Raw genomic sequence first — 26,330 nt, forward strand, 5'->3', positions numbered from 1 at the left:
CAATGCAAACGAGCCCATCGCCTCCCGGCCGCCGCGCGCTGCGCCTGGCCACGGGCACGGCGCTCACGCTCGCTATCAGCTTCGCGTTCGAGTTCCCGATTCCGGTGATCGCGCCGGTCCTCGCCGTCTTTCTGCTGGCCACGCAGAACCGGCCGCTTTCGCTCAAGGCGGCGCTCGCACTCGCGCTGGTCGTTGCGGGCACAACGGGCAGCGGCCTGTTGCTCGTTCCTGTGCTGCGCTATTACCCGTTCGCCGGCGTGCTGCTCGTCGGGCTTTGCCTCTTCCTTGCGTTTCGCGCCGGGCTGCGCGGCGGCAACAACCTCGTAGCGACGTTCCTCGCAGCGGGCCTCACGATGATTACCGCAGCCGGCGTGGCCGACCAGCAACTGGCCGCCACGGTGGTCGGCGCGCTCGTAAAAGGACTGCTGCTCGCCGTGCTCGCTTCGATCTTGAGCCACGCCCTCTTTCCCGAGACCGGACCTGTGCTCGCCAAACCCGCCGCGCGCGTCATGCCGCAGGCAATGGCATCGCGCGTCGCCTTGCAGGCCGCGCTCGTGGTCATGCCCGCCTGGCTGCTGGCGATGAACGACCCGGCGAGCTACATGCCGATCATCATGAAGTCCGTGAGTCTCGGCCGGCAAAGCTGCACCACGTCGGCACGCGACGCGGCGCGTGAGTTGCTCGGCTCCACGGCGCTTGGCGGGCTGCTCGCCGTTGCGTTCTGGTTTTCGCTCAGGCTCTTTGTGAATATCTGGATGTTCTATCTGTGGATGCTGCTGTTCGGCCTGATCGTGGCACGCAAGCTGTATCGCATCCGTCCAACGCGCTACTCGCCTGGCTTCTGGCTGAACGGTCTCGTGACGATGATCATTTTGCTGGGTCAGTCTGTCCAGGACAGCGCGGCGGGCAAGGACGTCTACCGAGCATTCTCGGTGCGCATGGCGCTCTTTCTTGCCGTCACTGCATACGCGTGCCTGATGCTGCAGATATTCGAGCGGTTTGCGCCGCGTGGCTCTGTATCGCTCGAGAGGAACACGCCATGAACGACGCGCCCCAAAAAGCGGTCCACGCCCCGAAGGCGCGAGCGATCCTGCTGGAATCGGGCCGGACCATCTGGTATATGCGCCTGCTGCCCGGCGGCCTTCTACTGATATTCGTTATCCTTACTGTTGGCATGTTCTATTTCGGCGGCGTCGTGGAAACGCTGAACCGCCCCCCTTCGCCGATGGGCGAGACCGTGTACTTCTGCGCGATCACGGCTCTGACCGTCGGTTACGGCGATGTCGTGCCGACCACCGTGTTCGGCCGCATCGACGCGGTGCTGCTCGGACTGATCGGCGTCGTGTTTACCGGGTTGATCGTTGCCGCCGCTGTGCGCGGCGTGCAGGAAGCCTCACGCGAGGCGCGTGAGCGGGCGTGAGCAGGCGTAAGCAAACTCAAGCAGGTGTAATCAGACCCAATCGGGCATCGGGACCCGGCAGGATCGAACATGACGAACACCACCGTCCGTTGGGCGCAACTGCGCGTCGCGCTAATGAAGATTGGCGCGGCGGCACTCGCGGCCACGCTGCCCCTGCAAACGCACGCGCAGAGCATACCGAACCAACTGTCGAGCCGCACGGTGATAGGCGGCAACATCAAGCAACATGCGGATGCCGTGCTGGCCATCATGACCTACACGACGGTTCCGGACGTCACCACCAGTTCGCTTTCGATCAACAACGGCGCCACCGGCAACCCCGGCTTTGGCCAGACACAACTGGGCGGCGGCTTCACGCTTAGCCGGACATTCCCCTTGTATATGGAAGGCACGCTCGCTTATAGCCGCTACGACCCGACGTTCATCGCCACCGACGGCGAGGAGCAGCGCGCGCTGCCCACGAGGTGGAATACCTTCAGCGGCACGGTGGGGCTAGGCTGGGACTTCCGCATCACCAACGAGCTCGTGTTTCGCCCGATCATAAACGGCACGATTGGGCGTGTTTCCAGCGATCTGAGAATCGGACAAACGTTGTTCAACCATGTCACGGACAGCAATCTCCAGTTCCTGAATAACGGCTATCTCGACGCGTACGGCTACGGCGGCTCGCTCATGCTCGACTATGAGCACTACCGCGAGAACTACGAAATCGACGCGGAGTTGCGCGCAACCGATATTTACCTGCGCAGCTTCGGCGGCAGCGCGCAAGCTGTCCAGGGCTCGGCCATGGCGCAGCAAGTGAGCCTCTGGACGCGCTGGCGCGCGCCAACGGGCTGGCACGCGCTGGACAAGCCTGTACGCTACGTGCTGGAGTTCGCCTACTCGCATTACTACGGCGACAGCGCCGGGGTACTCGGTTTCAACGAACTCACGTCGCTCGGCGTGGGTCTCGAACTCGACAGCAGCAGGTATCCCATCATCATCACCCGTACGCGGGCAATGGTGCGCTACGTGTTTGGCCACAACGTGCACGGCGTTTCGTTTGGCCTGGCGGTCAGTTTTTAGGATTTCGAACGATATCCATGACTGCGTCCGCTTACGCTACATGCGCCGCAAACCCCGTGCGCTCCGGCGCAACGTCTTCGCGCAGCGTAAGCGCCGGGATTTCATACGCGCCGCCATTCTGCTTGCGAAACGCGATGGGCGCGCTGTGCGCCAGTGCATCGAGGCGCTCGCCGAGCGCGTCGAGCGTTTGCGCGTAGCGCGCGTCGTCCATGCGCCCCGTGCGGTACACGAGAAACGGTGGCAGCACGTCGTAGCCCGGGTAGTAGAGCACGCCATGATGGATCGGGAAGAGGATGTCGTCGATGGGCCCGTTCACGCCGCGCGGTCCGTAGTGCGACGCCCAGCCGCCCATGGTCACGACGAGCATCGCGCGCTTGCCGGCGAGCGTGCCCTCGCCATAGCGGTCTCCCCAGCGCACGTCGGAGTGCTCGCCCACGCCATAGGCGAAGCCATACGCAAAAACACGCTCCACCCAGCCCTTGAGGATGGCAGGCATGGAGAACCACCAGAGCGGAAACTGCAGGATGAGCGTATCGGCCCACACAAGCCTCGCCTGCTCGCGCGCGATGTCCGCGGCCTGAAGGCCGTTCTCGAACGCGTGTTTCGAATCGAGCGACGGATGAAACGGCGCGTCGCCGCGGCGCTCGAGACTGTCCTGCGCATCGATCGTCGCTTTCCAGTTCATGGCGTAGAGGTCCGACACCTGAACGGCGTGACCCGCCGCCTCGAGACGCTGCACGGTGAAGTCCCTGAGCGCGCCGTTGAGCGACTTCGGTTCGGGATGGGCATAGACAAGCAGGATATTCATGGCGAGGGCTCCGTGGTCTGACACGAACCCAGCTTAGTTGCACGGCTGCTATAGTGGAAATGAATAACGGAAATACCAGCCATTATGTCCGCTAATTTACGCAGCCTCGACCTCAACCTGCTCGTCACGCTCGACGTGCTGCTCGCCGAGCACAACGTCACGCGCGCGGCGCAACGCCTGAACTTCTCGCAACCCTCGGTCAGCGTGCATCTTGCGAAGTTGCGCGAGATCCTGGGCGATCCGTTGCTGCTGCCGGGCCCGCGCGGCATGCAGCCCACGGCGCGCGCGCTCGCGTTGCGCGAGCCGCTACGGGAGGCGCTCGAATCGCTCGAGCGCGCGATTGCGCCCGAGCGCCCGTTCGATCCAGCCGGCGCCCGCGATACGTGGCGCGTGGCGGCGAGCGACTATGGCGAGTCCACGATCGCGTTGCCAGCCCTGCGCGGCTTGCGCGAGGCCGCGCCGCACACGCGCCTTGCCGTGGTGGAACTCGCGCCTGCGCGCGTCGCGAAGCAGGCGGCGCAGGGCGAAATCGATCTGGCGTTCCACACCACCAGCGAAGCGCCCGAGAACCTGCGCCGGCGTACGCTCTTCACCGAGCGCTACGTGCTTGCGGGCCGCGCGGACCATCCGCGCCTCAAGCGCCGTCCGGGCACGAAGCAGTTCTGCGCACTCGAGCACGTTATCGTCTCGCCCGATGGCGGCGGATTTCACGGCATCACCGACGAAGCGCTGGCGCAAGCCGGACTCACGCGGCGCGTCGTGCTCTCCGTCCCGCACTTTCTTTTTGTCATTTCCGTGCTCGAGCGCAGCGACCTCGTGGCCATGCTGCCGTGGCGGCTCGTGCGCGAGAAGGCGACGCTGCGTGTGGTCGAGCCGCCCATCGAGGTGCCCGGCTACGAAATGTGCATGCTCTGGCACGAGCGCTCGCACCGCGACCCCGCGCATCGCTGGCTGCGCGAGCAGATCGCTCGCGCGGTGTAGGGCGGCGCACGGCGGGCGTGGGCCGCCAGCGCGGGCGGCGCGCCTGTGCCACAATCCCCGTGGCGCCGCACCGGCCCCAGGCCGCATTGCGCCGCACATAAGCCACCACCATGAATCCGATCGATCCCCAGCGCCGCGCCGACTGGCTGCTGCGCGCCGAACCCGTTGCGGGCATAGAACGTATCGAAGCCTTCTTTCAAGGGAAGGCGTTTGCGATGCATCGCCACGACACCTATGCGATCGGCCGCACGCTTGCGGGCGTGCAGAGCTTCAAGTACCGGCGCGGCACGACCCACAGCCTGCCGGGCCGCACGATGGTGCTGCATCCCGACGAGCCGCACGACGGCCAGGCCGGCACCGGCGAAGGCTTTCGCTACCGCATGATCTACGTGCAGCCTGCCGTGTTCCAGCACATGCTGGGCGGCCGCGCACTGCCCTTCATCGAGGGCGGCGTGACGAACGATCCCCGTTTATGGGCGGCGACCGAGGCGCTGCTGCAACAGGTCTCGCAAGGCCTCGACCCGTTCGAGCAGAGCGACGCGCTCGCGGAACTGGCACACGCGCTCGCCGCCGTGGCGGGCGCGCCGCCCGCGCGCTCAAAGGGCGACTTCGCGAGCGCGCAGCGTGCCCGCGAGTACCTCGACGCGCAGTGTCAGCAGGCCGTTTCGCTCGACGCACTCGAACACGCCGTGGGACGTGACCGCTGGAGCCTTTCGCGCGACTTCCGCATGTTCTACGGCACGAGCCCCTATCGCTACCTGACGCAACGGCGTCTCGACGCCGCACGCGCGATGATGCTGCGCGGCATGCCGCTCGCCGATGTGGCGGCCTGCGCGGGGTTCACGGATCAGGCCCACATGACGCGCCATTTCACGAAGACCTACGGCATTGCGCCGGCGCGCTGGTTGCGCATCGCGGGCGGCGCATCGGAGCGCATCGTCACGATCGTTCAAGACGCGCGACGCTCTGGGGCGTAGTCTCGAACGGGTCGTTCGCTCTCGCGGGCGAATCAACCTGTGGAGCGGTCTGCAACCATGAGTCCCTTTGCCGAGTCGTTCGATCTCGAAGCCGCGTTCGGCGACGTGTCCGAATACTGGTCGCCGAAAGTCGTCGCGCAGGTCAACGACCAGTATGTGAAAGTCGCGAAAGTGCGCGGCCAACTGGTGTGGCACGACCATGCGGGCGAGGACGAACTGTTCTTCGTCGTGCGCGGACATCTGAAAATCGAGTACGAAGGCGGGCGTGTTGTCGATGTGCCCGCTGGTTCGATGCACGTGGTGCCGCGCGGCACGTTGCATAACCCGGTAGCCGAAGACGAGTGCTGGATCGTGTTGATCGAGCCCGTGCAGACGAAGCACACAGGCGATATTGCGTCGCCGTTGACGAAGACGATCGAGCAGCAGTTGCGCCGGTAGCGCCCATTCGCGAAGGGGCGCCTCGCCTGGCCGGGACGCATCGGGCGCGGTTGACTCCCGGTTGGCTCGCCGTTGCCTATTTCGTGTGGTTCGAGCTTCGGAGCGGGAAGATGAGCATGGCGGCAGCGAGGCCAAGTGCTCCGCCGAGAAGCGTCTCCCAGGCTCGTGCGGCAAGCAGTGAGATCGAATGCACGCCGCTTGCTGCGAGCGTAACGATCAGCGTGAAGGCGAACGCTCCGCAGGCGATGTCGTAGCGCTCCGGCAACGCCATCGCATAGATGACCATCGCGAGCGCAGCGGCAGCCCATATGAGCAATGGCGCGTGCTCAGCGACCGGCAGGCAGGCAAGGCCTATGGGAACGCCAATCAACGTACCGAGAATCCGGCGGCGAACACGCTGTATCGTGCCGGTTGCCGAACCGGCGACGACGTACGTGCACGCGGTGATCGCCCAGGCAGACTCCTCGAGGCCAATCAGGCCGTTCAGGAGGCAGATGAGCAACGCGCCAATGGCCGCCTGCAGTCCCATGAAGAACTCCGGCGACCACCGCCCGGGTAGCGGCTGCGGCCCGGCGGCGAGCACCGCGGCGATGGCGGGCCGTTCTGCCGGCCCGCTCAGCATGCGCGGCACGACCGACGCCAACACGGCGATCAGCGCGGCTATGCCGATTGCCCGCAGATCGTCCGTGGTAAGGCGAGCACCGTAGGCAAGCAATTCTCCGATATAGATTTGCGAACCTATGCCCGCACCGAGCACGCCGAATCGTTTGAGATAACCAACCAGAAACGCGCCCGACACGAGAACGAGTTCCGGCCCTCCCCGGCCTGCATGCTGTAGCGGCCTCGCCAACACCACGAACAGAACCGCACCGAACGCGGCGGCAAAGCTCAGCAGCATGAGATCGCGACTGGATTCGGCTCGCGTCGTTTTGCCTTCGGAAACGCTCGCCCAGAGCGCGAAGCTTCCGGCGAGATAGCCAAGCGACACGCTGCTGGGCACGCTTCGGGCAATGTCCTGCAACGTCCCGAGTGCCGCCGCGAGCCCGTACGCCGTCACGAGCCGCAGCCCCTTGATCCGGCGATGCGTACCGGGATCAACCCGGTCCAGCCAATGGCCAAGTGCGGCGACGGGTGGCAGCATCCCCCGCAGACATTTTCTGGCTTTGTCAGGCCAGCGACGCAAACTGTCGTTCATGGGCGTGTCCGTGATCTTTTCCGGGGCATTCGCGAGGCCAGCCTTCGGAGCTTCGCAGCCATAGCATGAAAACGCAGTTTAGGCTTGCGAACGCTAAAAACCTCAACGATCTGGAAAACAGGTGCGACAGACGCGGGGGCCCTCGCCTCGCACCTTGGTTCCTGCTGTCACCGGCCTGCCATGTACGCTCGCTACGCTAGCGGCTCTCCCCGTGCGGCAGCCTTTTGCTTGTGCCCATTACAAAAAACAGCCATGCAAGCCTCCTGCGTCGTCGTCCTCGTTAATGTCGCACTGATGGCGATGCAATTCGTCGCAGGCGGCATTTCGGGCTCGAACGCCATGCTGGCCGATGGCGCGCATACGCTGATCGATGTGCTCGGCGATGGGGCCGTTGCGGCCGCAATCTTTTTCGACGGTGCGAATCGATTCGGACGCCAACACAAACTGACACCGATCGCGACGGTCCTCGTCAATCTGCTTATTCTGGCAACCGGCGCGGAATTACTGTTCGCGGGTGTGCTCCCTGTTGCGGCGCAGCCCGCCGGAGCGCGCCCCGCCGTCCTGGCCGCGCTCGCCGTGGCAGTCGCCAGCGTCACCGTCAGGATGGGGTTGTGGTGCTATCTGAGGGCGGCGGCCGCGCAGGCGAAGCGTCGAGACAGTGGCAGTATTGCGGGCGCACTCAACGCGAGCGCATGGCATGCATGCGCAGATTCGGTGGCTTCCGGCGTCGCGGCGGTCGGAGCAACAGGAGTGCTTGCCGGTTTCCCCGCCATCGACCGAAGCGGCACCGCGCTCATCGGTTTGCTGCTCATCATGGCCGGCCTGTTGCAGAATGCCGCTACGCTGCGCTCGCTGTTACCGCAATTCGCCCGCATGAACTGGAGCTGGCGCCCCTATGAGCGCCCCGGCCCGGACAACGCGCCGGGCGAACCCTGCGGCGGTCAAAGATAACCGGCTGCAATGGCCTTGACCTTCTTCCGAAACGCCCCCGCGTCCCATCAGGCTCAGTCCGTTTCGCTGAGGTGTTGGCGAAACTGCTGCGGCGTGCATCCAAAGGCACGCCGGAACATCGCGGAGAACGTGCGTACGTCCGCGTAGCCCAGGTCCTGCGCGATCTGGCCGGGCGTATGACCGACCGCCAGCTTCGACATCGCCTCGGCAAGTCGCAACTGTTCGCGCCATTGACCGAACGTCATGCCCGTCTCCTGACGAAAAAGCCGTGCGACAGTGCGGGCACTCGCGCCGACCTCGTCGGCCCAGGCCTCCAATGTGTCGTTGCTCGCCGGTTGCGCGATGAGGCGTTCGCAAATGCGGCGCAGACGCGCGTTCACAGGCAACGGCAGGCGCTTGTCAGGCGCGCGCGCGCACGCGAGCTGCAACAGACGCAGAATCAGCGGCACGAGCAGCGTTTCACGCGTCGGCACCGCCCCGGAACCGGCCGTGGCCTCGTCATCGAGCGCGGAATCGAACATGCCAAGAAGCGACGCGCGCAGCAGGGCATCGACCGTTAGCATCCGGCATTCAGCACCGCCTGCCGGCAGCGCGTCGGGGTCGATATAGAGCGTGCGCATCGACACCTTGCCAACCATGTACAGCTCGTGCTCGACCTGCGAGCCGATCAGCAACGCGTGGCCGGGCGTGAGCATCCAGAGGCCGGCCGGCGTCACCACACGCACGATGCCTGTCGTCGCGTAGACGAGTTGCGAACGATGGTGAATGTGAGCGATCTCGTGGGTGTCGTCAGCGTAGTCGATGGATTGCGCGATCACTTTTTGTGCCGCAGGCAGCGCGCCGAAGGTCTGTAGCTTTGGCTGAGTCATGACTGCATTGATTACTTTTTTGGTGAATTACCTTCGAACCTGCCATCTTTGGCCATTTCGATGCCAAAGTTGTCCGGACTATGCCGGAACACCGCAGTTATAGTAGCGCCTGAGCGGCCCAGCCGTCTTCTGTTTGATCGTCCCCATCCCGTTGTTCATGCATCAGGGACCCAAAAGAGTCCCCTGCACGGCATTTTATTAGTTAACGCGAATCATTTCGACTTGCATTATTATTCACGCGATGGAGAAGTCCACATGAAGACCGGGGTAGGCAGCACGACTGCCATTGCATTGCTGCTTTATCTCCTTGGAGGGGGCGGCGCAGTGCACGCACAATCGACCGACGGCAGCGCACAGGACGCCACCGGCGGCGCGACAACCCAGCTTCCGGCCGTCAAGGTGAGCGGCCGGCGCGAGCAGACGGCCACCGGCGTGGCTGACGGCTATGTCCCGGTTACGGCGGTCACAGCCACCAAAACGGACACACCGCTGATCGAAACACCGCAGTCGGTTTCCGTCGTTACGCGCGACCAGATGACCGATCAGAACGCCCAGAGCGTCACCGAGGCGCTGCGCTACACCGCGAGCGTCACGTCGGAAATCCGCGGCGCTTCGGCTGCCGGCGCGCCGTATCTGATGAGCCGTGGTTTCTACCTCGAGCAGTTTCTCGACGGCTCCCGCCTGCCGAGCGATTCGAATTTCGGTTACGCGATTCCCGCTTTCGATCCCTACGGGCTCGAGCGCATCGACGTGCTCCACGGACCGGCCTCGGTGCTCTACGGTCAGGCGAACCCAGGCGGCATCGCGAATCTGGTCAGCAAGCAGCCGACCACCACGCCGGTGCACGAGGTGTTCTTCACCACGGGCAGCCACAACCGCGTGGAAGGCGGCTTCGACCTTGGCGGCGCGATTACGCCCGACGGCACCCTCTCCTACCGCCTCACCGGCACCGCCAACCAGAACGACACGCAGGTCGACGGCGTGAAGCAGAAACACGTCTACATCGCGCCCGCCATCACCTGGAAGCCGGACGCGAATACGACATTGACGCTGCTCGCGAAGTACCAGCGCGACCCCGATGTCGGCTACTACAACTTCGTGCCGGCCATCGGCAGCGTCTTCGACACGCCGAACGGCAGGATTTCGACGCACACGAATCTCGGCGACCCGAACTTCGATTCGCACTCGAGAACCCAGGCTTCGGTCGGCTACCAGTTCGAGCACCGCTTCAACGATGTCTGGACCTTCCGGCAGAACCTGCACTACACCTACGTGCGCGACGATTTCTCGAACGTGTTCACGAACGGCTTCGCGGACAACTCCGATACGACGCTGAACCGCTACGCGTTCTTCAACGACGAAAGCGCGAAGTTCTTCACCGTCGACAACCAGGCGCAGGCGAAATTCTCCACGGGACCGGTCAGCCATACGGCACTCTTCGGATTCGATTTTCAGCGGGTGCTCTATCGCGAACGCGTGGGTCTCGGCGCCGCGCCGCAGCTCGATCCGTTCGCACCGGTTTATCAGAGCGTGGCGATGCCGGAAGCTTTCTCGGACGACAACATCCGCATGAAGCAGTTCGGCCTGTACGCCCAGGACCAGCTTGCCTGGAACAAGTGGCGCTTCCTGATCGGCGTGCGCCAGGACTGGGCCTCGGCGGACGACAACAACCCGCTCACGGCGTCGTACACGTCGCAGTCTGAGCGCGCGTTCACATGGCGCACCGGCCTCGTCTATCTGTTCGACAACGGCTTCGCGCCGTATGCGAGCTTCGCGAAGTCGTTCGATCCGCAGGCAGGTGTGCTCGCGGACGGCTCGGCCGCGAAGCCGACCACCGCTGAGCAGTACGAAGTGGGCGTGAAGTATCAGCCGCCCGGGTACAACAGTTTCATCACGGCTTCTGTCTTCGATCTGCGCGAGCGCAACGTGCTCACCGCCGATCTCGACAATCCCGGCTTCAGCACGCAGGCGGGGCAAGTGCGCGCGCGCGGCTTCGAACTCCAGGGCCAGGCAAGCCTCTCCGACAGCCTCAATGTCACCGCGTCCTACACCTACCTGAGCAGCGTGACCACCGAATCGAACGACTCGGCGACGACCCTCGACGGCGGCTCGACCCCGCTCCAGGGCAAGCAAACCTGGGGCATTCCGCGCAACGTCGCGGCCGCGTGGCTCGACTACACGCTGCACGGCGGCTCGCTGCGCGGCCTCGGTTTCAGCGGCGGCGTGCGCTATCTGGGCTCGAGCTACGACGAGTCGAACACGATCCGCGTGCCGTCCGTCACGCTCGTCGACGCGGCAGTGCACTACGACACGGGCCGTCACTGGCTGCTCTCCCTGAATGGCACCAACCTGTTCAATCGACAGTACGTGGCGTCATGCTTCAGCGCGACCACCTGCACCTACGGCGACGGCGTCGAAGTGCTCGCGACCGCGCGCTATCGCTGGTAAGGCGGCGGATGAGTTCGATACAGGCAACGCACTCGCCCGATGTCAACGATCCGGGGCCGCTGCGCGAACGCGCAAGCGGCGGGGTACTTTACGAGATCGAAGGCGCGTCGTTCGAGGCGGGTGGCCGCGTGCTGCTGCAGCCGCTCACGCTCGCGCTCACGGCGGGCCGCATGATCGCGCTGATCGGCCACAACGGGTCGGGCAAGAGCACGCTGCTCAAGCTGCTGGCGCGCCAGCAAACGCCCTCGCGCGGCAGCCTGCGCTTCTCGGGCCGCGAGATTGGCGCGTGGTCCGCGCGGGAATTCGCGAGGCGTGTGGCCTACCTGCCGCAACATCCGCCGCTCGCTACGGGCATGACCGTGCGGGAGCTCGTCGCGCTGGGCCGTTATCCGTGGCATGGCGCGCTGGGCCGCCTGCGTAGCGAAGACGCCGCGATCATCGACGAGGCACTGCGCGTGACGGACACGGCGCGCTTCGCCTCCCAGCTCGCCGACCACCTGTCGGGCGGCGAGCGTCAGCGCGCCTGGCTCGCCATGCTCGTTGCGCAAGGCGCTTCGTGCCTGCTGCTCGACGAGCCGACCTCGGCGCTCGATATCGCGCACCAGCTGGACGTGCTGCGCTTACTGCGCAGCCTCGCCGATGATCACGCGATGACCGTCGTCATCGTGCTGCATGACATCAACCTCGCCGCGCGCTTTTGCGACGAACTCGTCGCGCTGCACAGCGGCCGGTTGCTGACCTCAGGTACGCCGGCCGACCTGATGCAGGGCCAGGTGCTCGAAGCGATATACGGCGTTCCCATGGATGTCGTGCCGCACCCGCGCGGCGGCGGCGCAATTGCGGTGGCGCGCTGACCATGCACAGGCGAACCTTTTTACTTTCGTTGGCCACCCGCGCGGCCGCTTTTTCGGGTATCGCGCCGCTCGCCGCCGCGGCGCGCGCTTCGACTCGAAGCGCCCCGCCGCGTGTGGTCGTGCTCGACTGGGGGCTCGCCGAAACGCTGCTCGCGCTCGGGGTCGTCCCCGCGGGCGTCGCGGAGATCAGCGACTACAACGCGAACGTGGTCACGCCGCCCGTCCCGCCCGGCGTGCCGGACGTCGGGCTGCGGCTCGCACCGAGCCTCGAATGGCTCGCCCAGCTCGCCCCCGATCTCATCCTCATCAACTCGAGCCAGGAGTCGCAGCGCGACATCCTGGAGCGGATCGCACCGGTTCGCGCGTTCGCGATCTACACCGACGCGGGCGCGCCCTATCGCCGCGCCGAGGCGGTCACGCGCGAGCTGGGCGCGCTATGCCGATGCGAAAGCGCTGCCGAAGCGCTCATCGCACAAACCGCACAGGCACTTGCTGCAAGCCGCGCGCGTCTCATGGCCGCGCCCGCGCGATCACGGCCGCTCTACCTGATCCGGTTCTTCGACGCCCGGCATATCGGCGTATATGGCGCGCGCAGCCTGTTCCAGGACGTGCTCGACACGCTCGGCCTCGTCAACGCATGGCGTGGCCCAACCGACTACTGGGGAATTGGCGTCGCGCCGCTCGAAGCGCTCGCCGCCGCGCCCGATGCCAAGGTGCTCTACTTCGACCCGCTGCCCCAAGGCGTTGCAAGCACGCTCGCATCGAACCGCCTCTGGCACGCGTTGCCACCCGTCGCCCGTGGCCGCGTGGCCGCACTGCCCCCGTTCTGGGGCTTCGGCATGCTGCCCTCGGCTCAGCGCTTCGGCGAGGCACTCGCGCAAGCGTTGCTCGCAAACCCAACGCTCAGTGTTAGCGGAGTTGCCCATCCATGAGCGGACTCGACCGCCTTCCTCCATCCGCTGCGTGTACCCGCCTCGCATGGCGGCGCGTCTCGCTCGGGCGCTTGCCTCGCGTGCTCGTCGCCGTGTCGCTTGTGCTCGCGTTTGTCGCTGCGCTCGGCCTGTCGGCGGCCAATCTTGCTGCGATCGCACCGCGTGCGCTGTGGTGGCAGGCAGTGCTCTCGCCCGATACGCACGACGTCCGGCAGATCATCGCGCACGACAGCTGGCTGCCGCGCATCGTCACCGCCTGGCTTGCGGGTGCGACGCTCGGCCTGGCCGGCACGATCTTCCAGCAGGTGCTGCGCAATCCGCTCGCCGAACCGATGACGCTTGGCATTTCCGCCGGCGCCCAGCTCGCGCTCACGCTCGCCGCGCTCTGGGCGCCCGCGCTGGCCGCGCACGGTTTCTCGCGCGAGCCGATCGCACTCGCGGGCGCGCTGGCCGCCGCAGCGGCCGTGTTCGGCCTGGCGTGGCGAAGCGGCCTCGCACCGGTGACCGTCGCCATTGCGGGCCTCGTCGTGACGCTCTGGTGCGGCTCGGTCAGCGTTGCGCTGCAGCTCTTTCATACGCCCTATATGCGCGGCCTGTTCATCTGGGGCGGCGGCTCGCTCGTCCAGCAGGACTGGAGCGAAGTCGCGGCGCTCGCCCCGCGGCTCGCCGCGGGCGGCATACTCGCGTGGCTGCTGTTGCGCCCGCTGCAACTCTTCAGTCTCGATGACGCCAATGCCCGCAGCCTCGGCCTCGCGCTGCGGCGGCTGCGGCTTGCCGCGCTCGCGCTCGCCGTCATGCTGAGCGCCGCCGTGGTGAGCACGGTTGGGGTAATCGGCTTCGTCGGGCTGGCTGCGCCTGCCATCGCGCAACTCGCGGGCGCGCGCCGACTTGGGCAGCGTCTCCTGCTCGCGCCGTTGTGCGGCGCGCTGTTGCTATGGCTGACGGACCAGGCTGTGCAGCCGCTCGCCAATGCGCTCGGCGAACTGGTGCCCGCCGGGGCCGCCTGCGCGCTCTTCGGCGCGCCGCTCATGCTGCTCATCCTTGCGCGCATGCGCCGCACGCAGCGCCTCGACACCACCGCCGCACCAGCGCACACGGTCCCCGATGGCATCTCGATCAAGCGCCGCTTCACGCTGATCCTGTTTGCGACTGTCATCGTGCTGATACTCGCGCTCGACTTCGGCCGCGGCGTGCATGGCTGGCAGTTCAGCAGTCTCGCCGAACTTCCGCGTGTCGCGATCTGGCGCGCGCCGCGCGAGATCGCCGCGTTCGCAGCCGGCATCATGCTTGCGCTGGCGGGGACACTGTTGCAGCGTCTGTCCAGCAATCCGCTCGCGAGCCCGGAGGTACTCGGCGTGTCCGCGGGCGCCTCGCTTGGCCTCATCGCGCTCGTGTTCGGCGCGGCCGATGCGGGACACGTCGCGCGGTTTGCGGCAACGGCCGGCGGCGCGTTCGCGACCTTGCTCGCGCTATTGTGGTTCGCGCGCCGCTCCGGCTTCGCGCCGCAACGCGTGCTGCTTGCCGGCGTCGCAATCGGCGCGCTATTCCAGGCCGTGGTCGCCGTCGTGATCGCCGGGGGCGGCGAACGCGCAGCCACCCTGCTCGCCTGGCTCGCGGGCTCGACCTACACGGTCACGCCCGGCGACGCGGCGCTCGCGCTCACGCTGTGCGTGCTGCTCAGCGCGTTCATGCCACTGACCGGACGATGGCTGGCGATCCTGCCACTCGGAGACGCAAGCGCACGTGCGCTCGGCATGCGCACACCGCTTGCGCGCGGCGCGCTGCTTGGACTCACCGCCTTGCTGACCGCCGCTGCGACCTTGATCGTCGGGCCGCTGTCGTTCATCGGGCTCACTGCGCCGCATTTCGCCCGGCTCGCGGGCGCGCGGCGTCCGCTCGACCAGATGTTGCTCGCCGCACCGATCGGCGGATTCACGATTGTTCTGGCCGACTGGCTCGGACGCACGCTGCTGTTACCGCGCGAACTGCCAGCCGGCCTTGTCGCGACGATTTTCGGCGCGCCGTGGCTCATGTGGCTGCTCGCGCGCCGTGCGGCCGCCTCATGATCGCGACCGCTGCACATCCCACAATAACGAAGGAGAAAACGATGCTTGCCGACCTGTTCCACCTGCTGCGCCGCTTGTGGCCCATCTCGGCGCTCGCGACGCTCATGGGCGCGGCGAGCGGCATTGCCACGGCGGCGCTGCTCGCCCTCACGAATCGCGCGTTGCACGGCGCCGCCGCCTCGCTAACCACGTTCGTCGCGAGCTTCGCCGCCCTCTGCGCGCTCGCGCTCGCGGGCGAGGTGATCTCGGACATCGGCAACAACATCGTCGGACAGCGCGTGATTGCAGCGTTGCGCAAGAACCTGACTGCGAAAATCATTGCGGCGCCGATCAGCGAAATCGAACAGTTTCGCAGCCACCGGCTGATCGCCGCGCTCAATCAGGACATCGATACGATCAGCGCGTTCTCGTTCCTGTTCTCGAGCCTCGCCATCGCAACCGCCACCATCGTCGGCTGTCTTGGCTATCTGTTCGTGCTCTCGCCGACACTGCTGCTGATCGCGCTCGCAGCCATTGCGCTCGGCTCGGTCGCGCAGTCGCTCGCGAGGCGCGTCGGGATCCGCCGCTTCGGCGCGGCGCGCGAAGCCGAAGATCGTCTGCAGAAGCACTATCGTGCGCTCGTGGATGGCGCAAAGGAGCTGCGCATCAACCGCGAGCGCCGCGTATTCGTCTACGGCCATGAGCTGTCCGGCACGATCGACGCGATTTTCCGGCTGCGCGTGCGCGCCGCGAATGTGTTCGTGAGCGCGAATGCGTTCGGCTCGCTGCTGTTCTTCGTCGTGGTCGGTCTCATGCTCGTGCTGCAGAGTGGCTCCGCAAATGCGGATCGCAGCGTGTTGACCGGCTTCGTGCTGGTTCTGCTTTACATGAAGGGACCGATTCAGGAGATCGTCAGCGCGCTGCCGTCCATCGGGCGTGCGCAAGTTGCGTTCAGACGTATTGCCGAACTATCCGCACGCTTCTCCAGCAGCGAGCCGGCGCTGCTCGACGCGCGCGCATTCACTCGCAGCCACGACCGACCTTTCTCGACGCTCACGCTGCGCGACGTCACTTACCGCTTTCCCGCACCGCTCGACGACGGCCTCGCAGGCGAGCAACCCGACGCCGCCGGGTTCGCGCTCGGGCCGCTGTCGCTCACCGTTCAGCGCGGCGAAACGCTTTTCATCGTCGGCGAGAACGGCTGCGGCAAGACCACGCTAATCAAGCTGTTGCTCGGCCTCTATACACCGGACAGCGGCGCGATGCTTGTCGACGGCGAACCACTGCGCGCGGACGAGATCGATGCCTACCGCCAGCTATTCTCAGCGGTGTTCTCCGACTACTATCTTTTCGACACCTTGCTGCCGGGCGAAGACAAGCCCGCAACGCACGCGCAGCGCTATCTGGAGCGGCTGGCGCTGACTCACAAGGTATCGGTTCGGGAAGACGGCACGTTCAGTACAACGGATCTCTCCACCGGACAGCGCAAGCGGCTGGCGCTCGTGCACGCTTATCTGGAAGGCAGACCCGTGATGGTGCTCGACGAGTGGGCAGCCGATCAGGACCCGACGTTCCGCCGCATTTTCTATACCGAGATTTTGCCGGACCTGAAACGACAGGGCACGACGCTGATCGTGATTTCGCATGACGACCGTTACTTCAGCGCCGCCGACCGGTATATCCGGCTCGAAGACGGACGCATTGTCGAAGAGGTGCGGACAGCACACGCCACACCGGCCGCAAGTGTGACGCGCGCATCCTGAACGGCACGCCGGGCGGGACGGCGCGCAGACGCGGAGGGAGCCCCGGCGAGCAGCGTAAGCCGCTTGCCGGGGCAGGTTTCAGACCATCATCAGGACACCATCACGCCAGGTCGAAGCGATCCAGGTTCATGACCTTCGTCCACGCCGCGACGAAGTCCTTGACGAACCGCTGCTGGGCATCGCTGCTCGCATACACTTCGGCCAGCGCGCGCAGCACGGCGTTGGAGCCAAACAGCAGATCGACGCGCGTGCCGGTGTACTTCACTTCGCCGCTCTTGCGCTCGCGCCCTTCGAACAACTCAGCCGTCGCGTCGGTGGGCTTCCATTCGGTGCGCATATCCAGCAGGTTGACGAAGAAGTCGTTGCTGAGCACGCCCACGCGGTCGGTCAGCACACCGTGGCCGCTACCGTCGAAATTGGCGCCCAATACGCGCAGCCCGCCGATCAGCACGGTCAGTTCCGGCGGCGTCAGCGTGAGTTGCTGGGCCTTGTCGATCAACCGGGCCTCGGTCGTGGCGCCGCCTTGCTCGCCGCGATAGTTGCGGAATCCGTCGGCGAGCGGCTCGAGAAGTCCAACCACTTCGATATCGGTCTGGTCCTGGCGGGCATCGACGCGGCCCGCCGCAAACGGCACGTCGACCTTGACGCCGGCCGCCGCCGCGGCCTGCTCGATGCCGACCACGCCGGCCAGCACGATCACGTCGGCGAGCGACGCCTTGCCGGAGGCCTGCTGGATGGCCTGCAGTTTCGGCAGCGCGCCGGCGGCGATCTTGTTGACTTCCCAGTCCTTCTGCGGCGCCAGCGCGAGGCGCGCCCCGTTGGCTCCGCCGCGCTTGTCGCCGCCGCGGAACGTCGAGGCCGACGCCCACGCCGCCGAAACCAGTTCGCTGACCGACAACCCAGACCCGGCGATCTTCGCTTTCAGATCGGCAATGTCGGCGGCGCCCGGATTGTGAGTGGGTGCCGGCAGCGGATCTTGCCAGAGCAAATCTTCCTTCGGCACTTCCGGGCCGAGGTAGCGCGCCTTCGGTCCCATGTCGCGGTGCGTCAACTTGAACCACGCACGCGCGAACGCTTCATTGAAGGCCTGCGGATCCGCGTGGAAGCGGCGTGAGATCTTTTCGAAAGCGGGGTCGAAGCGCAGCGTGAGGTCGGTGACCAGCATCGTCGGCTTGCGCTTTTTCGACGGGTCGAATGGGTCGGGGATGATGTCCGGCGCATCCTTCGCTTCGAACTGAATGGCGCCGGCCGGGCTGCGTGTCTGCACCCATTCATATTTGAAGAGATTCTCGAAGAAGTAGTTGCTCCACTGCGTCGGCGTTTGCGTCCAGATCACTTCGATGCCGGACGTGATCGCATCCTCGCCTGCGCCCGAGCCGTAGCTGCTGGACCAGCCAAGACCTTGCGCTTCGAGCGGCGCGGCTTCCGGGTCGACGCCCACATTCGTGGCCGGGCCCGCGCCATGGGTCTTGCCGAGCGTGTGGCCACCGGCGATCAGCGCGACGATCTCCTCGTCGTCCATCGCCATGTTTCCAAACGTAGCGCGTATGGCCGGGGCGGCCGATACCGGGTCGCCGCTGGCGTTCGGCCCTTCCGGGTTCACGTAGATCAGGCCCATCTCGGTGGCGGAAAGCGGGTTCTTCGCCAGCGTCTCCGGATTGCGGTGGGTGAGCCACTTCTTCTCATCGCCCCAGTCCACGTCGAGATCCGGTTCCCACACGTCTTCGCGGCCGGCGGCGAAACCGAAAGTGCGAAAGCCCGCGTTCTCGAGAGCCACGTTGCCGGCCAGCACGATCAGGTCGGCCCACGAGATCTTCTGGCCGTACTTCTGCTTGACGGGCCACAGCAGCCGGCGCGCCTTGTCGAGGCTGACGTTGTCCGGCCATGAATTGATCGGCGCGAAGCGCTGCTGGCCGCGACCGGCGCCGCCACGGCCATCCACCATGCGGTACGTACCCGCGCTGTGCCAGGCCATGCGGATGAACAGGCCAGCGTAGCTGCCCCAGTCGGCCGGCCACCACTCCTGGGAGTCGGTCAGCACGGCTTTGAGGTCAGCCTTCAGCGCGCTGTAGTCTAGCTTCTTGAACTCTTCGCGATAGTCAAAGCTTTCGCCCAGCGGATTGGAGCGGTTGGAATGCTGGTTCAGCAGGTCGACGCGTAGCTGGTTAGGCCACCAGTCGAGGTTTCCCGTGCCAGTACCGGCTACGGGCTTGGGTTCGGCGTGAACAGGGCATTTTGCAGAATCGGGGGTGGGCGTGTCGATTGGCGAGCTCATGTTTCCTCCATTCGCGTGCGGGGGGCCTTTAATATATACGTAACTCATGACACGCCCCAATTGAGTGCCCCTATGTGGCCGATAGCCGGTTTCTGGCTGACGAAGCGCGACGCAGGTCGGCGCATCGACACACGCGAGGGCCGCATCGTCGTGCGTGGGCCGACTGCCCGTCGTGCCGATGGGCACCTAACTCAGGCCCTGCGCGATTGGCGAAGAGAGCGCCTGCTGATCGACCCGCGCGGTGGAAAACGACCTCTGCAATGCGTGGCGCATTCTTCGTCACACATTCGCTAAAGGCTGCGAGCCGTTCATATAGTTGATTGACCGCAAAGCTCCTGCACGGCAACCCGGGCGCCGCGCCACGTATCTCATGCGCGTACGATGTTCGTCCGAACACGCTTTCTCTTCCGCGCCAAAAATATTAATTGCAATTTCAACGGCTTATTTTTGCGCTGGAAAAGCGCCTCGCGCACAAGGCTCTTCGCCATAGGAGAAATCCGAATCTCCGCGCGCATCCTCACCGATTGACAAGCCCTGCGCCGCTTCCAATAATCGCCCCCGACTCGCCCATCAGGCTAGTAATCGCCACGCCAGGCACAGGCCGTATCGTCACGGCGTAGCTGCCTGTGCCGCGCGATCCAGCGTCGCAAAACGATCATTAATCAGGAGACCCAATGACACGCTCATCTCTCTTCGCAGCGACGCTCATGGCGTTCGCGCTCGTTCAATCCGCCCAGGTTCGAGCCGTCACGATTGCGCCCGGCACCGCGCTCGCGGTGAAACAGGAGATGACGCGGCAATTGGCTGCCGAAGTCGAGTCGCTTGACCCAGCGCATACCGAGACGATCAACGCCACTTTCGTGGGCCTCGACCTCTACGAAGGTCTCACCCGAATCGACGCGTCAGGTAATGTGGTCCCCGGCGTGGCCACCGCGTGGACACACACGGCGCCCGATACGTGGGTCTTCAATTTGCGGCGCGACGCGAAATGGAGTAACGGGCGGCCCGTCACGGCCGCCGATTTTGTCTACGCGTGGCAACGGCTCGTCGATCCGAAGACCGCTTCGCTCTACACCATTGCAGTCGAATTCGTGAAGAACGCCAGGACGGTGGTTGCCGGCAAGCTGCCGCCAAGCGCGCTTGGCGTGCGAGCGCTCGATCCCTACACGCTGGAGATCAAGACCGAGACACCGGTGCCGTTCTTCCCGGAACTCGCTACAAATGGGTCACTGGCGCCTGTCGATCGCGCGACGATCGAAAAATTTGGCGTCAACTGGACGCGCGCCGGCAACCTCGTCGGCAATGGCCCGTATGTGCTCTCGGACTGGCAGCCGAACAATCGCATCGTACTCGTCAAGAATCCGTATTACTGGAATGCCCCGCACGTCGCCATTACCAAGGTCACGTGGATGCCCATTGAAAGCGACGAAACGGCGATGCGCATGTTCCAGGCCGGCCAGTTCGATATGACCTACGCGGTGCCATCGGGGCAGTACAACTCGTTAGTCAAGCAGTTCGGCCCCGAACTGAAGACCGGCATGCAGCTCGCCACGTACTACTACAGCCTGAACAATGCAGACCCGGCGCTGCGCGACCCCCGCGTTCGCCAGGCGCTCTCGATGGTGCTGGACCGCGACCTGCTCACGTCCAGAATCACACAAAGCGGTGAGCGCCCCGCGTATGGCCTCATAGTCGAAGGGACAAAGGGCGCCCTGCAGTACAAGCCCGACTGGGCAGCGTGGCCGATGGCGCAGCGTATCGAAACTGCTCGCGGGCTGCTCAAGTCTGCCGGCTATTCGGACAACAAACCGCTTTCCTTCACGCTCACCTACAACACGAGCGACCTCCACAAGAAAGTCGCGCTCTTCGCGCTGAGCGAATGGCGCACCAAACTCGGCGTCGACGCGAAGATCGAAAACCTCGAATTCAAGGTGCTCCTGAAGCAGCGCCACGACGGCACATACCAGGTCGCGCGCAACGGCTGGTACGCCGACTACAACGATGCAACGGCCTACTACAACCTGGTCCAATGCGGCAACCCGCAGAACGATCAGCGCAACTGCAATCCGAAGGCCGACGCACTGGCGAGCGAAGCGAACCAGCAAAGCGACCAGGCGAAACGCAAGACCCTCCTCACGCAGGCCTTCGCGCTCTCCATGAGCGATAACCCGCTCGTCCCGCTGTTCCAGTACTCCAACGCGCGACTCGTAAAGTCCTATGTAGGCGGCTATACGCTGACCAACTACCTCGACCAGCGCGCCACCCAGGACATGTACATCCTGAAGCACTAACGCAGGCCTCCACCCATGTTCGCCTACACCTTGCGCCGCGTGCTGTGGTCGGTGCCGACCGTACTCGCGGTCATCACCGCCTGCTTTCTGCTGCTGCATCTCACGCCCGGTGGTCCGTTCGACACCGACAAACGCCTCTCCGCCGCGGTCATGGCCAACCTCAACGCGCGCTATCACCTCGACGAGCCGCTATGGCAGCAGTATCTGCGCTATCTCGGCGCGCTGCTGCATGGCGACCTCGGAAGTTCGTTCCGCTACGCCGACTGGTCGGTCAACGAGCTCGTGAAAAAGGCCGCGCCGGTGAGCCTCGGCATTGGTGGCATCTCCATACCGCTCGCGGTCCTGCTGGGCGTGGCGCTTGGCACGCTCGCCGCCGTGCGCCGCAACAGCGTGGTGGACCATGCCGTGATGTTGCTCGGCAATCTCGGCAACGTCGTACCGCCATTCGTGCTAGGTCCGGCGCTCGTACTTTGCTTCGCTATCCTGCTCAAATCGGCCGACGGCAACGGCCTCTTGCCCGCAGGCGGCTGGGGCGACGGCGACTGGCGTCACCGAGTGCTGCCCGTCGCGTTGCTCGTCATCATCAACATGGCCGCGATCGCGCGCGTCATGCGCGGCAGCCTGATCGAGGTGCTCTCCGGCAACTTTATCCGCACGGCGCGCGCCAAGGGCTTGCCCGGGCACACCATCGTGTTGCGCCACGCCCTGCGCCCCGCGCTCATGCCCGTCGTTTCGTTGCTCGGCCCCGTCTGCATTTCGTCGATCACGGCGGCCGTCGTCACCGAATCGGTCTTTGCGCTCCCGGGCCTCGGTCAACTGGTGGTGAACGGCGCGGTCAACCGCGACTACACGCTCGTGCTCGGCCTGGTCGTCCTCACCACGGTCTGCGCCGTGCTCTTCAATCTGCTTGTCGATCTCGCGTATGCGTGGCTCGATCCGCGCATCCGCTACTAGTCCGTTATTAACGGAGGCTCCGCCACCATGAACGCACCTGGTCTCATTGCGCCAGCCGCGACCGCGCAGAAGCGCCGCACGCCGCCCGCGTTGGCGCGCTTCGTGCGGCACCGAGCGGCGCTCGCAAGCGTCGTCATGCTCGCCCTCATCGCGCTCGCCTGCTTCGCAGGTCCTCTCTTCCTGCCTCATTCGCCCATCGACAACGACTGGAGCGCGATTAGCCTCGCCCCCACGCTCGACGGCGGTCACTGGTTCGGCACCGACGAACTGGGCCGCGACTTGCTGGCGCGCACGCTGGTTGGCGGGCGCGTCTCGCTCGAGGTGGGGCTGCTCGGCACCTTCGTTTCCGCGCTGGTCGGCGTGATCTATGGCGCAACGGCCGGCTATCTCGGCGGCCGCGTGGACGCCGTGATGATGCGCGTCGTCGACATGATGTACGCGATCCCCTACATGTTGATCGCCATTCTCATGGTCACACTGTTCGGGCGCGCGTTCTCGCTCGTCGTGCTCACCATCAGCGCGTTTTCGTGGCTCGACATGGCGCGCGTGGTGCGCGGGCAAACGCTATCGCTGCGCTCGCGCGAATTCGTCGACGCCGCGCGCGCCATCGGCGTGCGGCCCGCGGCAATCATCGCGCGCCATATCGTGCCGAATCTCGCGGGCATCGTCGCCGTCTACGCCACGGTCACGGTACCGGCAATCATTCTTACGGAATCCGTATTATCGTTTCTCGGCCTTGGCGTCCAGGAACCCATGACAAGCTGGGGCGTGCTGATCCAGGACGGCGCGCAGAAGCTCGATGCCATGCCGTGGCTGCTGCTCTGCCCTGCCGTGCTGCTCTGTGCCACGCTCTACTGCGTGAACTTCGTCGGCGACGGTCTGCGCGACGCACTCGATCCACGGGAGCGCTGACATGGCCCTGCTCGAAGTCCAGGACCTGAGCGTGCGCTTCGAGCGCCGCGACGGGCCGCCCGTGAAGGTCGTTCACGACGTGTCGTTTTCGCTCGATGCCGGCGGCACGCTCGGTCTCGTCGGCGAATCGGGGTCCGGCAAAAGTCAAACCGTCATGGGGCTGCTGGGGCTGCTCGCCTCGAATGGCCGCGCCACCGGTCACGCACGCCTGCGCGGCGAGAATCTGCTCGCCATGACGCCCCGCGCGCTCAACCGCATTCGCGGCGACCGCGTCGCCATGGTCTTCCAGGACCCGATGACCTCGCTGAACCCGTTCCTCACCGTCGAACGGCAAATGACCGAAGCGTTGCAGTTGCATCGCAAGGTCACACGGCGCGCGGCCCGCCAGCGCGCGATCGAAGCGCTCGAACGCGTGCGCATTCCCGACGCGCCGCGGCGTATCGGCATGTATCCGCACGAGTTCTCGGGCGGCATGCGCCAGCGCGTGTTGATCGCGGCGGCGCTGATGATGGAGCCCGATGTGCTGATCGCCGACGAGCCGACCACGGCGCTCGACGTGACCGTTCAGGCGCAGACCATGGCGCTGCTGCGCGAGATGAATCGCGAGCGCGGCACGGCCATTCTCCTTATCACGCACGACATGGGCGTGGTGGCCGAGCTTTGCGACGACGTCATGGTGATGTACGCGGGCCGCACAGTGGAGAAGGCGAGCGCGCGCGATCTGTTCGCGCATCCGCTGCATCCGTACACCGCAGGACTGCTGGGGGCGCGGCCGCGCCTCGATGCGCCAGGCGGCGCGCCGTTGAGCACGATCCCGGGTAATCCGCCCATGCCGGGCAGCGGCGGCGCCGGCTGCGCGTTCGCGCCTCGCTGCGCGGCTGCGCTCGAGCGATGCCACACGCAGACGCCGCCGCTCGAATCCATCGGTGCGCCGCCCAATTCGCGTTCGCGGGCGTGCCATCTACCCATTGGCGATAGCGCCGAACTGGGAGCACGCGCATGACACATGACGCAAAGGCGCATGACGTGCCTGACGACGCGCTACTGCGCGTACGCGACCTTGCCGTGAATTTTCGCGTCGCACGCGGTCCGTGGCCGTGGCAGAAAGCGCAGTTGCGCGCCGTGAACGGCATCTCGTTCGATCTGCGCCGCGGAGAAACGCTCGGGCTCGTGGGCGAGTCGGGCTGCGGCAAGTCCACGCTCGCGCGCGCCGTGATCGGCCTCTCGCCGGTCGCTTCGGGCAGCGTGGCCTGGCGAGGCGAAGAAACCGTTTTCGGGGCGCAACGGCGCCTCGGCGCGCTGCGCCGCGGTGTACAGATGATCTTCCAGGACCCGCTCGCTTCGCTCGATCCGCGCATGTCGATCGCCGAGATCGTGGCCGAACCCTTGCGCACGCATGCACCGCACCTGGGCCGCAAGGAGATCGCGCGCCGGGTGCTCACGATGCTAGAACGCGTGGGCCTGAACGCGCATCACCTCGAACGCCGTGCGCACGAATTCTCGGGCGGGCAGTGCCAGCGGGTGGGCATCGCACGCGCGTTGATCGGCGAGCCCGCGCTCGTGATCTGCGATGAACCGGTCTCCGCGCTCGACGTCTCCATTCAGGCGCAGATCGTCAACCTGCTGCGCGACCTGCAACGCGACCTCTCGCTCTCGCTGCTTTTCGTCGGCCACGATCTCGCCGTGGTCAAGACGCTCAGCCATCGCGTCATGGTCATGTACCTCGGCCGCGTCATGGAACTCGGCACGTGCGAGGCAGTGTACGACGAGCCCGCGCACCCCTACACGCGCGCACTGCTCGACGCCGTACCGGTGGCCGACCCGGCGCGTGCCCGCGAGCGTCACGCGCCGCTGCTACGCGGCGAGATCCCCTCGCCACTCAATCCGCCTTCGGGCTGCGCATTCCGCACGCGTTGCCCGAAGGCCTCGGCCCAGTGCGCTGCTGCGGCGCCTGAACCGGCCGCCACCGGCCCCGGTGGCTCGATCGTCGCCTGCTGGCACCCGAGCACAGCCGGCCATTCCACCACCGACTGAAATACCCGCTTCACGCATGCTGGCGGGCGTCACCATCGATTCGCATTCCTTATCGATTGCGAATCAACGACAACCACACGAAGGGAGACATGATGAAAAGAGAACACAGAGACAAGAGCCGCGGCGCGCGACTTGCGCTACTCGCGCTCGGCCTGCCGCTCAGCCTTGCAGCGGTTGCACAAACCACAAGTGTTCAGCAGAACACACCGGGCGGGCAGCCCGCTGCGCAAGTGCAAGCTCAGCAAGCCGGGCCAGTCAAACCGAAAAAGACCCGGCACAAGGCGCGCCGCAAATCGGCCAACAGCGCCGCGCAAGCAAACGCAAAAGCTGCGACCCAGGCGGAACCCTCCCCAGCCGCCGTGCAAATGCACGCGCCGCGCGTCGACCCGCTCGTGGAGCCCAACGCGGTCGACCGCCTCGCATCCGGCTCGCCGGATCAGCACGCCGACCAGGCAGTGCGAGCCGACAACCCGAAGCAGCCACAGTCGAGCCAGTCGCAAAGCAAGGGCTTCATCGCGGATAGCAGCCTCACCCTCAACCTGCGTAACTACCTCGACCACTTCGACAACGAAGGCGGCCCGCATCGCCATGCGTGGGTGCAGGGCGCGATGCTCGACTACACCTCGGGCTATACGCAGGGGCCCATCGGTCTCGGCCTTGACGCGTCGCTCTACGGCGCGCTGAAGCTCGACGGCGGCCAGGGCGCGGGGAACATGGTGCACGTGGGCAAGGATGGCGGCGGCTCGAACCAGCTGGCGTGGGCCTACCCCGGCATCTGGGACGTCAAGGCCCGCGTTTCCGATACGGTCGCGAAGTACGGTCTGCAAATGGTCTCGGACAACCCGTTCTTCGAGCCGCACGACAACCGCGCGCTGCCGCCCACCTTCCTCGGCGCCTCGCTCGTAAGCAAGGACGTGTCCAACGCGGTGCTTCAGGCAGGCAGCTTCACAAAGGTCAATCCGCGCGGCCACACCAATCTCGTCGATCTCTCGACCTCGTACGGCGGCGTGAAATTCAAACGCTTCAGCTACCTGGGCGGCAGCTGGGACTACAGCAAGGACGGGAGCCTTTCGCTTTTCGCCAATCAGGCCGACGACGTCTGGCGCCAGTACTACGCT

At 65.6% G+C, this 26,330-nt stretch carries 22 protein-coding genes; 18 read left to right on the plus strand and 4 right to left on the minus strand.

What is annotated here, in order from left to right; genetic code table 11:
• Positions 1 to 2 precede the first annotated feature (2 nt).
• From U5A52_RS24845 to U5A52_RS24855, 3 genes are all read left to right on the plus strand, one after another.
• Positions 3 to 1,043: a DUF2955 domain-containing protein gene (locus tag U5A52_RS24845; RefSeq protein ID WP_321936589.1), complete on the plus strand. Its 1,041-nt coding sequence runs from the start codon at positions 3 to 5 to the stop codon at positions 1,041 to 1,043.
• A complete protein-coding gene (locus U5A52_RS24850; RefSeq protein ID WP_321936590.1) occupies positions 1,040 to 1,420 on the plus strand; it encodes a potassium channel family protein in 381 nt (126 codons plus the stop codon). The genes U5A52_RS24845 and U5A52_RS24850 overlap by 4 nt, the downstream gene beginning before the upstream one ends.
• Positions 1,421 to 1,534: 114 nt before the next feature.
• Entirely contained in the window at positions 1,535 to 2,485 is a 951-nt protein-coding gene (locus U5A52_RS24855; protein WP_321910424.1) for a hypothetical protein, read from the plus strand.
• A 31-nt stretch (positions 2,486 to 2,516) separates the two neighbouring features.
• Here U5A52_RS24855 and U5A52_RS24860 read toward each other — a convergent pair whose 3' ends face one another.
• Positions 2,517 to 3,293 carry an NAD(P)H-dependent oxidoreductase gene (locus U5A52_RS24860; RefSeq protein WP_321910357.1) on the minus strand — a complete coding sequence of 259 codons (777 nt, stop codon included), beginning with the start codon at positions 3,291 to 3,293 and terminating at the stop codon, positions 2,517 to 2,519.
• 84 nt (positions 3,294 to 3,377) lie between these two features.
• Between U5A52_RS24860 and U5A52_RS24865 the strand changes: the two genes are divergently transcribed.
• From U5A52_RS24865 to U5A52_RS24875, 3 genes are all read left to right on the plus strand, one after another.
• Positions 3,378 to 4,274, plus strand: coding sequence for a LysR family transcriptional regulator (locus U5A52_RS24865; protein WP_321910358.1), 897 nt, complete (start codon positions 3,378 to 3,380; stop codon positions 4,272 to 4,274).
• A gap of 110 nt (positions 4,275 to 4,384) precedes the next feature.
• Entirely contained in the window at positions 4,385 to 5,251 is an 867-nt protein-coding gene (locus U5A52_RS24870; protein WP_321936591.1) for an AraC family transcriptional regulator, read from the plus strand.
• Positions 5,252 to 5,308: 57 nt separating this feature from the next.
• Entirely contained in the window at positions 5,309 to 5,689 is a 381-nt protein-coding gene (locus U5A52_RS24875) for a cupin domain-containing protein (protein ID WP_321936592.1), read from the plus strand.
• Between the two features lie 76 nt (positions 5,690 to 5,765).
• Here U5A52_RS24875 and U5A52_RS24880 read toward each other — a convergent pair whose 3' ends face one another.
• Complete coding sequence (locus tag U5A52_RS24880) at positions 5,766 to 6,884, minus strand: FUSC family protein (protein WP_415765452.1); 1,119 nt, start codon at positions 6,882 to 6,884, stop codon at positions 5,766 to 5,768.
• Positions 6,885 to 7,136: 252 nt separating this feature from the next.
• Between U5A52_RS24880 and U5A52_RS24885 the strand changes: the two genes are divergently transcribed.
• On the plus strand, positions 7,137 to 7,835 hold the full coding sequence (locus tag U5A52_RS24885) for a cation transporter (RefSeq protein WP_321936594.1): 699 nt from the start codon (positions 7,137 to 7,139) through the stop codon (positions 7,833 to 7,835).
• Between the two features lie 53 nt (positions 7,836 to 7,888).
• On the opposite strand, the gene U5A52_RS24890 is transcribed toward U5A52_RS24885, so the two are convergent.
• Positions 7,889 to 8,704, minus strand: a complete 816-nt coding sequence (locus tag U5A52_RS24890; RefSeq protein ID WP_321936595.1) for a helix-turn-helix transcriptional regulator — start codon at positions 8,702 to 8,704, stop codon at positions 7,889 to 7,891.
• Positions 8,705 to 8,959: 255 nt separating this feature from the next.
• Here U5A52_RS24890 and U5A52_RS24895 point away from each other — a divergent pair, with 255 nt between their 5' ends.
• From U5A52_RS24895 to U5A52_RS24915, 5 genes are read left to right on the plus strand one after another with little or no spacing between them, the layout of a single operon-like run.
• Positions 8,960 to 11,152, plus strand: coding sequence for a TonB-dependent siderophore receptor (locus tag U5A52_RS24895; protein ID WP_321910371.1), 2,193 nt, complete (start codon positions 8,960 to 8,962; stop codon positions 11,150 to 11,152).
• 8 nt (positions 11,153 to 11,160) lie between these two features.
• The gene (locus U5A52_RS24900) at positions 11,161 to 12,006 is read left to right on the plus strand and encodes an ATP-binding cassette domain-containing protein (protein WP_321936596.1); all 846 of its coding nucleotides are present in this window, start codon (positions 11,161 to 11,163) and stop codon (positions 12,004 to 12,006) included.
• 2 nt (positions 12,007 to 12,008) lie between these two features.
• Positions 12,009 to 12,938, plus strand: a complete 930-nt coding sequence (locus U5A52_RS24905; protein ID WP_321936597.1) for an ABC transporter substrate-binding protein — start codon at positions 12,009 to 12,011, stop codon at positions 12,936 to 12,938.
• On the plus strand, positions 12,935 to 15,004 hold the full coding sequence (gene fhuB / locus U5A52_RS24910; protein WP_321936598.1) for a Fe(3+)-hydroxamate ABC transporter permease FhuB: 2,070 nt from the start codon (positions 12,935 to 12,937) through the stop codon (positions 15,002 to 15,004). The genes U5A52_RS24905 and fhuB overlap by 4 nt, the downstream gene beginning before the upstream one ends.
• A 41-nt stretch (positions 15,005 to 15,045) precedes the next feature.
• Positions 15,046 to 16,746: a cyclic peptide export ABC transporter gene (locus tag U5A52_RS24915; protein WP_321936599.1), complete on the plus strand. Its 1,701-nt coding sequence runs from the start codon at positions 15,046 to 15,048 to the stop codon at positions 16,744 to 16,746.
• Between the two features lie 100 nt (positions 16,747 to 16,846).
• Here the strand turns inward: U5A52_RS24915 and katG are convergent, their stop codons facing one another.
• Positions 16,847 to 19,021, minus strand: coding sequence for a catalase/peroxidase HPI (gene katG, locus U5A52_RS24920; protein ID WP_321910380.1), 2,175 nt, complete (start codon positions 19,019 to 19,021; stop codon positions 16,847 to 16,849).
• Positions 19,022 to 19,695: 674 nt separating this feature from the next.
• Between katG and U5A52_RS24925 the strand changes: the two genes are divergently transcribed.
• The 6 genes from U5A52_RS24925 to U5A52_RS24950 form a co-directional block, all read left to right on the plus strand.
• Positions 19,696 to 21,312 (plus strand): peptide ABC transporter substrate-binding protein, encoded by a 1,617-nt coding sequence (locus tag U5A52_RS24925; RefSeq protein ID WP_415774050.1) that lies wholly within the window; start codon positions 19,696 to 19,698, stop codon positions 21,310 to 21,312.
• A gap of 15 nt (positions 21,313 to 21,327) precedes the next feature.
• The gene (locus U5A52_RS24930; RefSeq protein ID WP_321936600.1) at positions 21,328 to 22,266 is read left to right on the plus strand and encodes an ABC transporter permease subunit; all 939 of its coding nucleotides are present in this window, start codon (positions 21,328 to 21,330) and stop codon (positions 22,264 to 22,266) included.
• 27 nt (positions 22,267 to 22,293) lie between these two features.
• Entirely contained in the window at positions 22,294 to 23,178 is an 885-nt protein-coding gene (locus U5A52_RS24935) for an ABC transporter permease (protein ID WP_321936601.1), read from the plus strand.
• Between the two features lies 1 nt (position 23,179).
• Positions 23,180 to 24,181 carry an ABC transporter ATP-binding protein gene (locus U5A52_RS24940; RefSeq protein WP_321936602.1) on the plus strand — a complete coding sequence of 334 codons (1,002 nt, stop codon included), beginning with the start codon at positions 23,180 to 23,182 and terminating at the stop codon, positions 24,179 to 24,181.
• Positions 24,178 to 25,212 carry an oligopeptide/dipeptide ABC transporter ATP-binding protein gene (locus U5A52_RS24945; protein ID WP_321936603.1) on the plus strand — a complete coding sequence of 345 codons (1,035 nt, stop codon included), beginning with the start codon at positions 24,178 to 24,180 and terminating at the stop codon, positions 25,210 to 25,212. The genes U5A52_RS24940 and U5A52_RS24945 overlap by 4 nt, the downstream gene beginning before the upstream one ends.
• Before the next feature lie 89 nt (positions 25,213 to 25,301).
• A partial coding sequence (locus U5A52_RS24950; RefSeq protein WP_321936604.1) for an OprD family outer membrane porin occupies positions 25,302 to 26,330 on the plus strand: 1,029 nt, incomplete at its 3' end.

Source organism: Paraburkholderia sp. J8-2 (genome assembly GCF_905220195.1).
Taxonomy (GTDB): domain Bacteria; phylum Pseudomonadota; class Gammaproteobacteria; order Burkholderiales; family Burkholderiaceae; genus Paraburkholderia.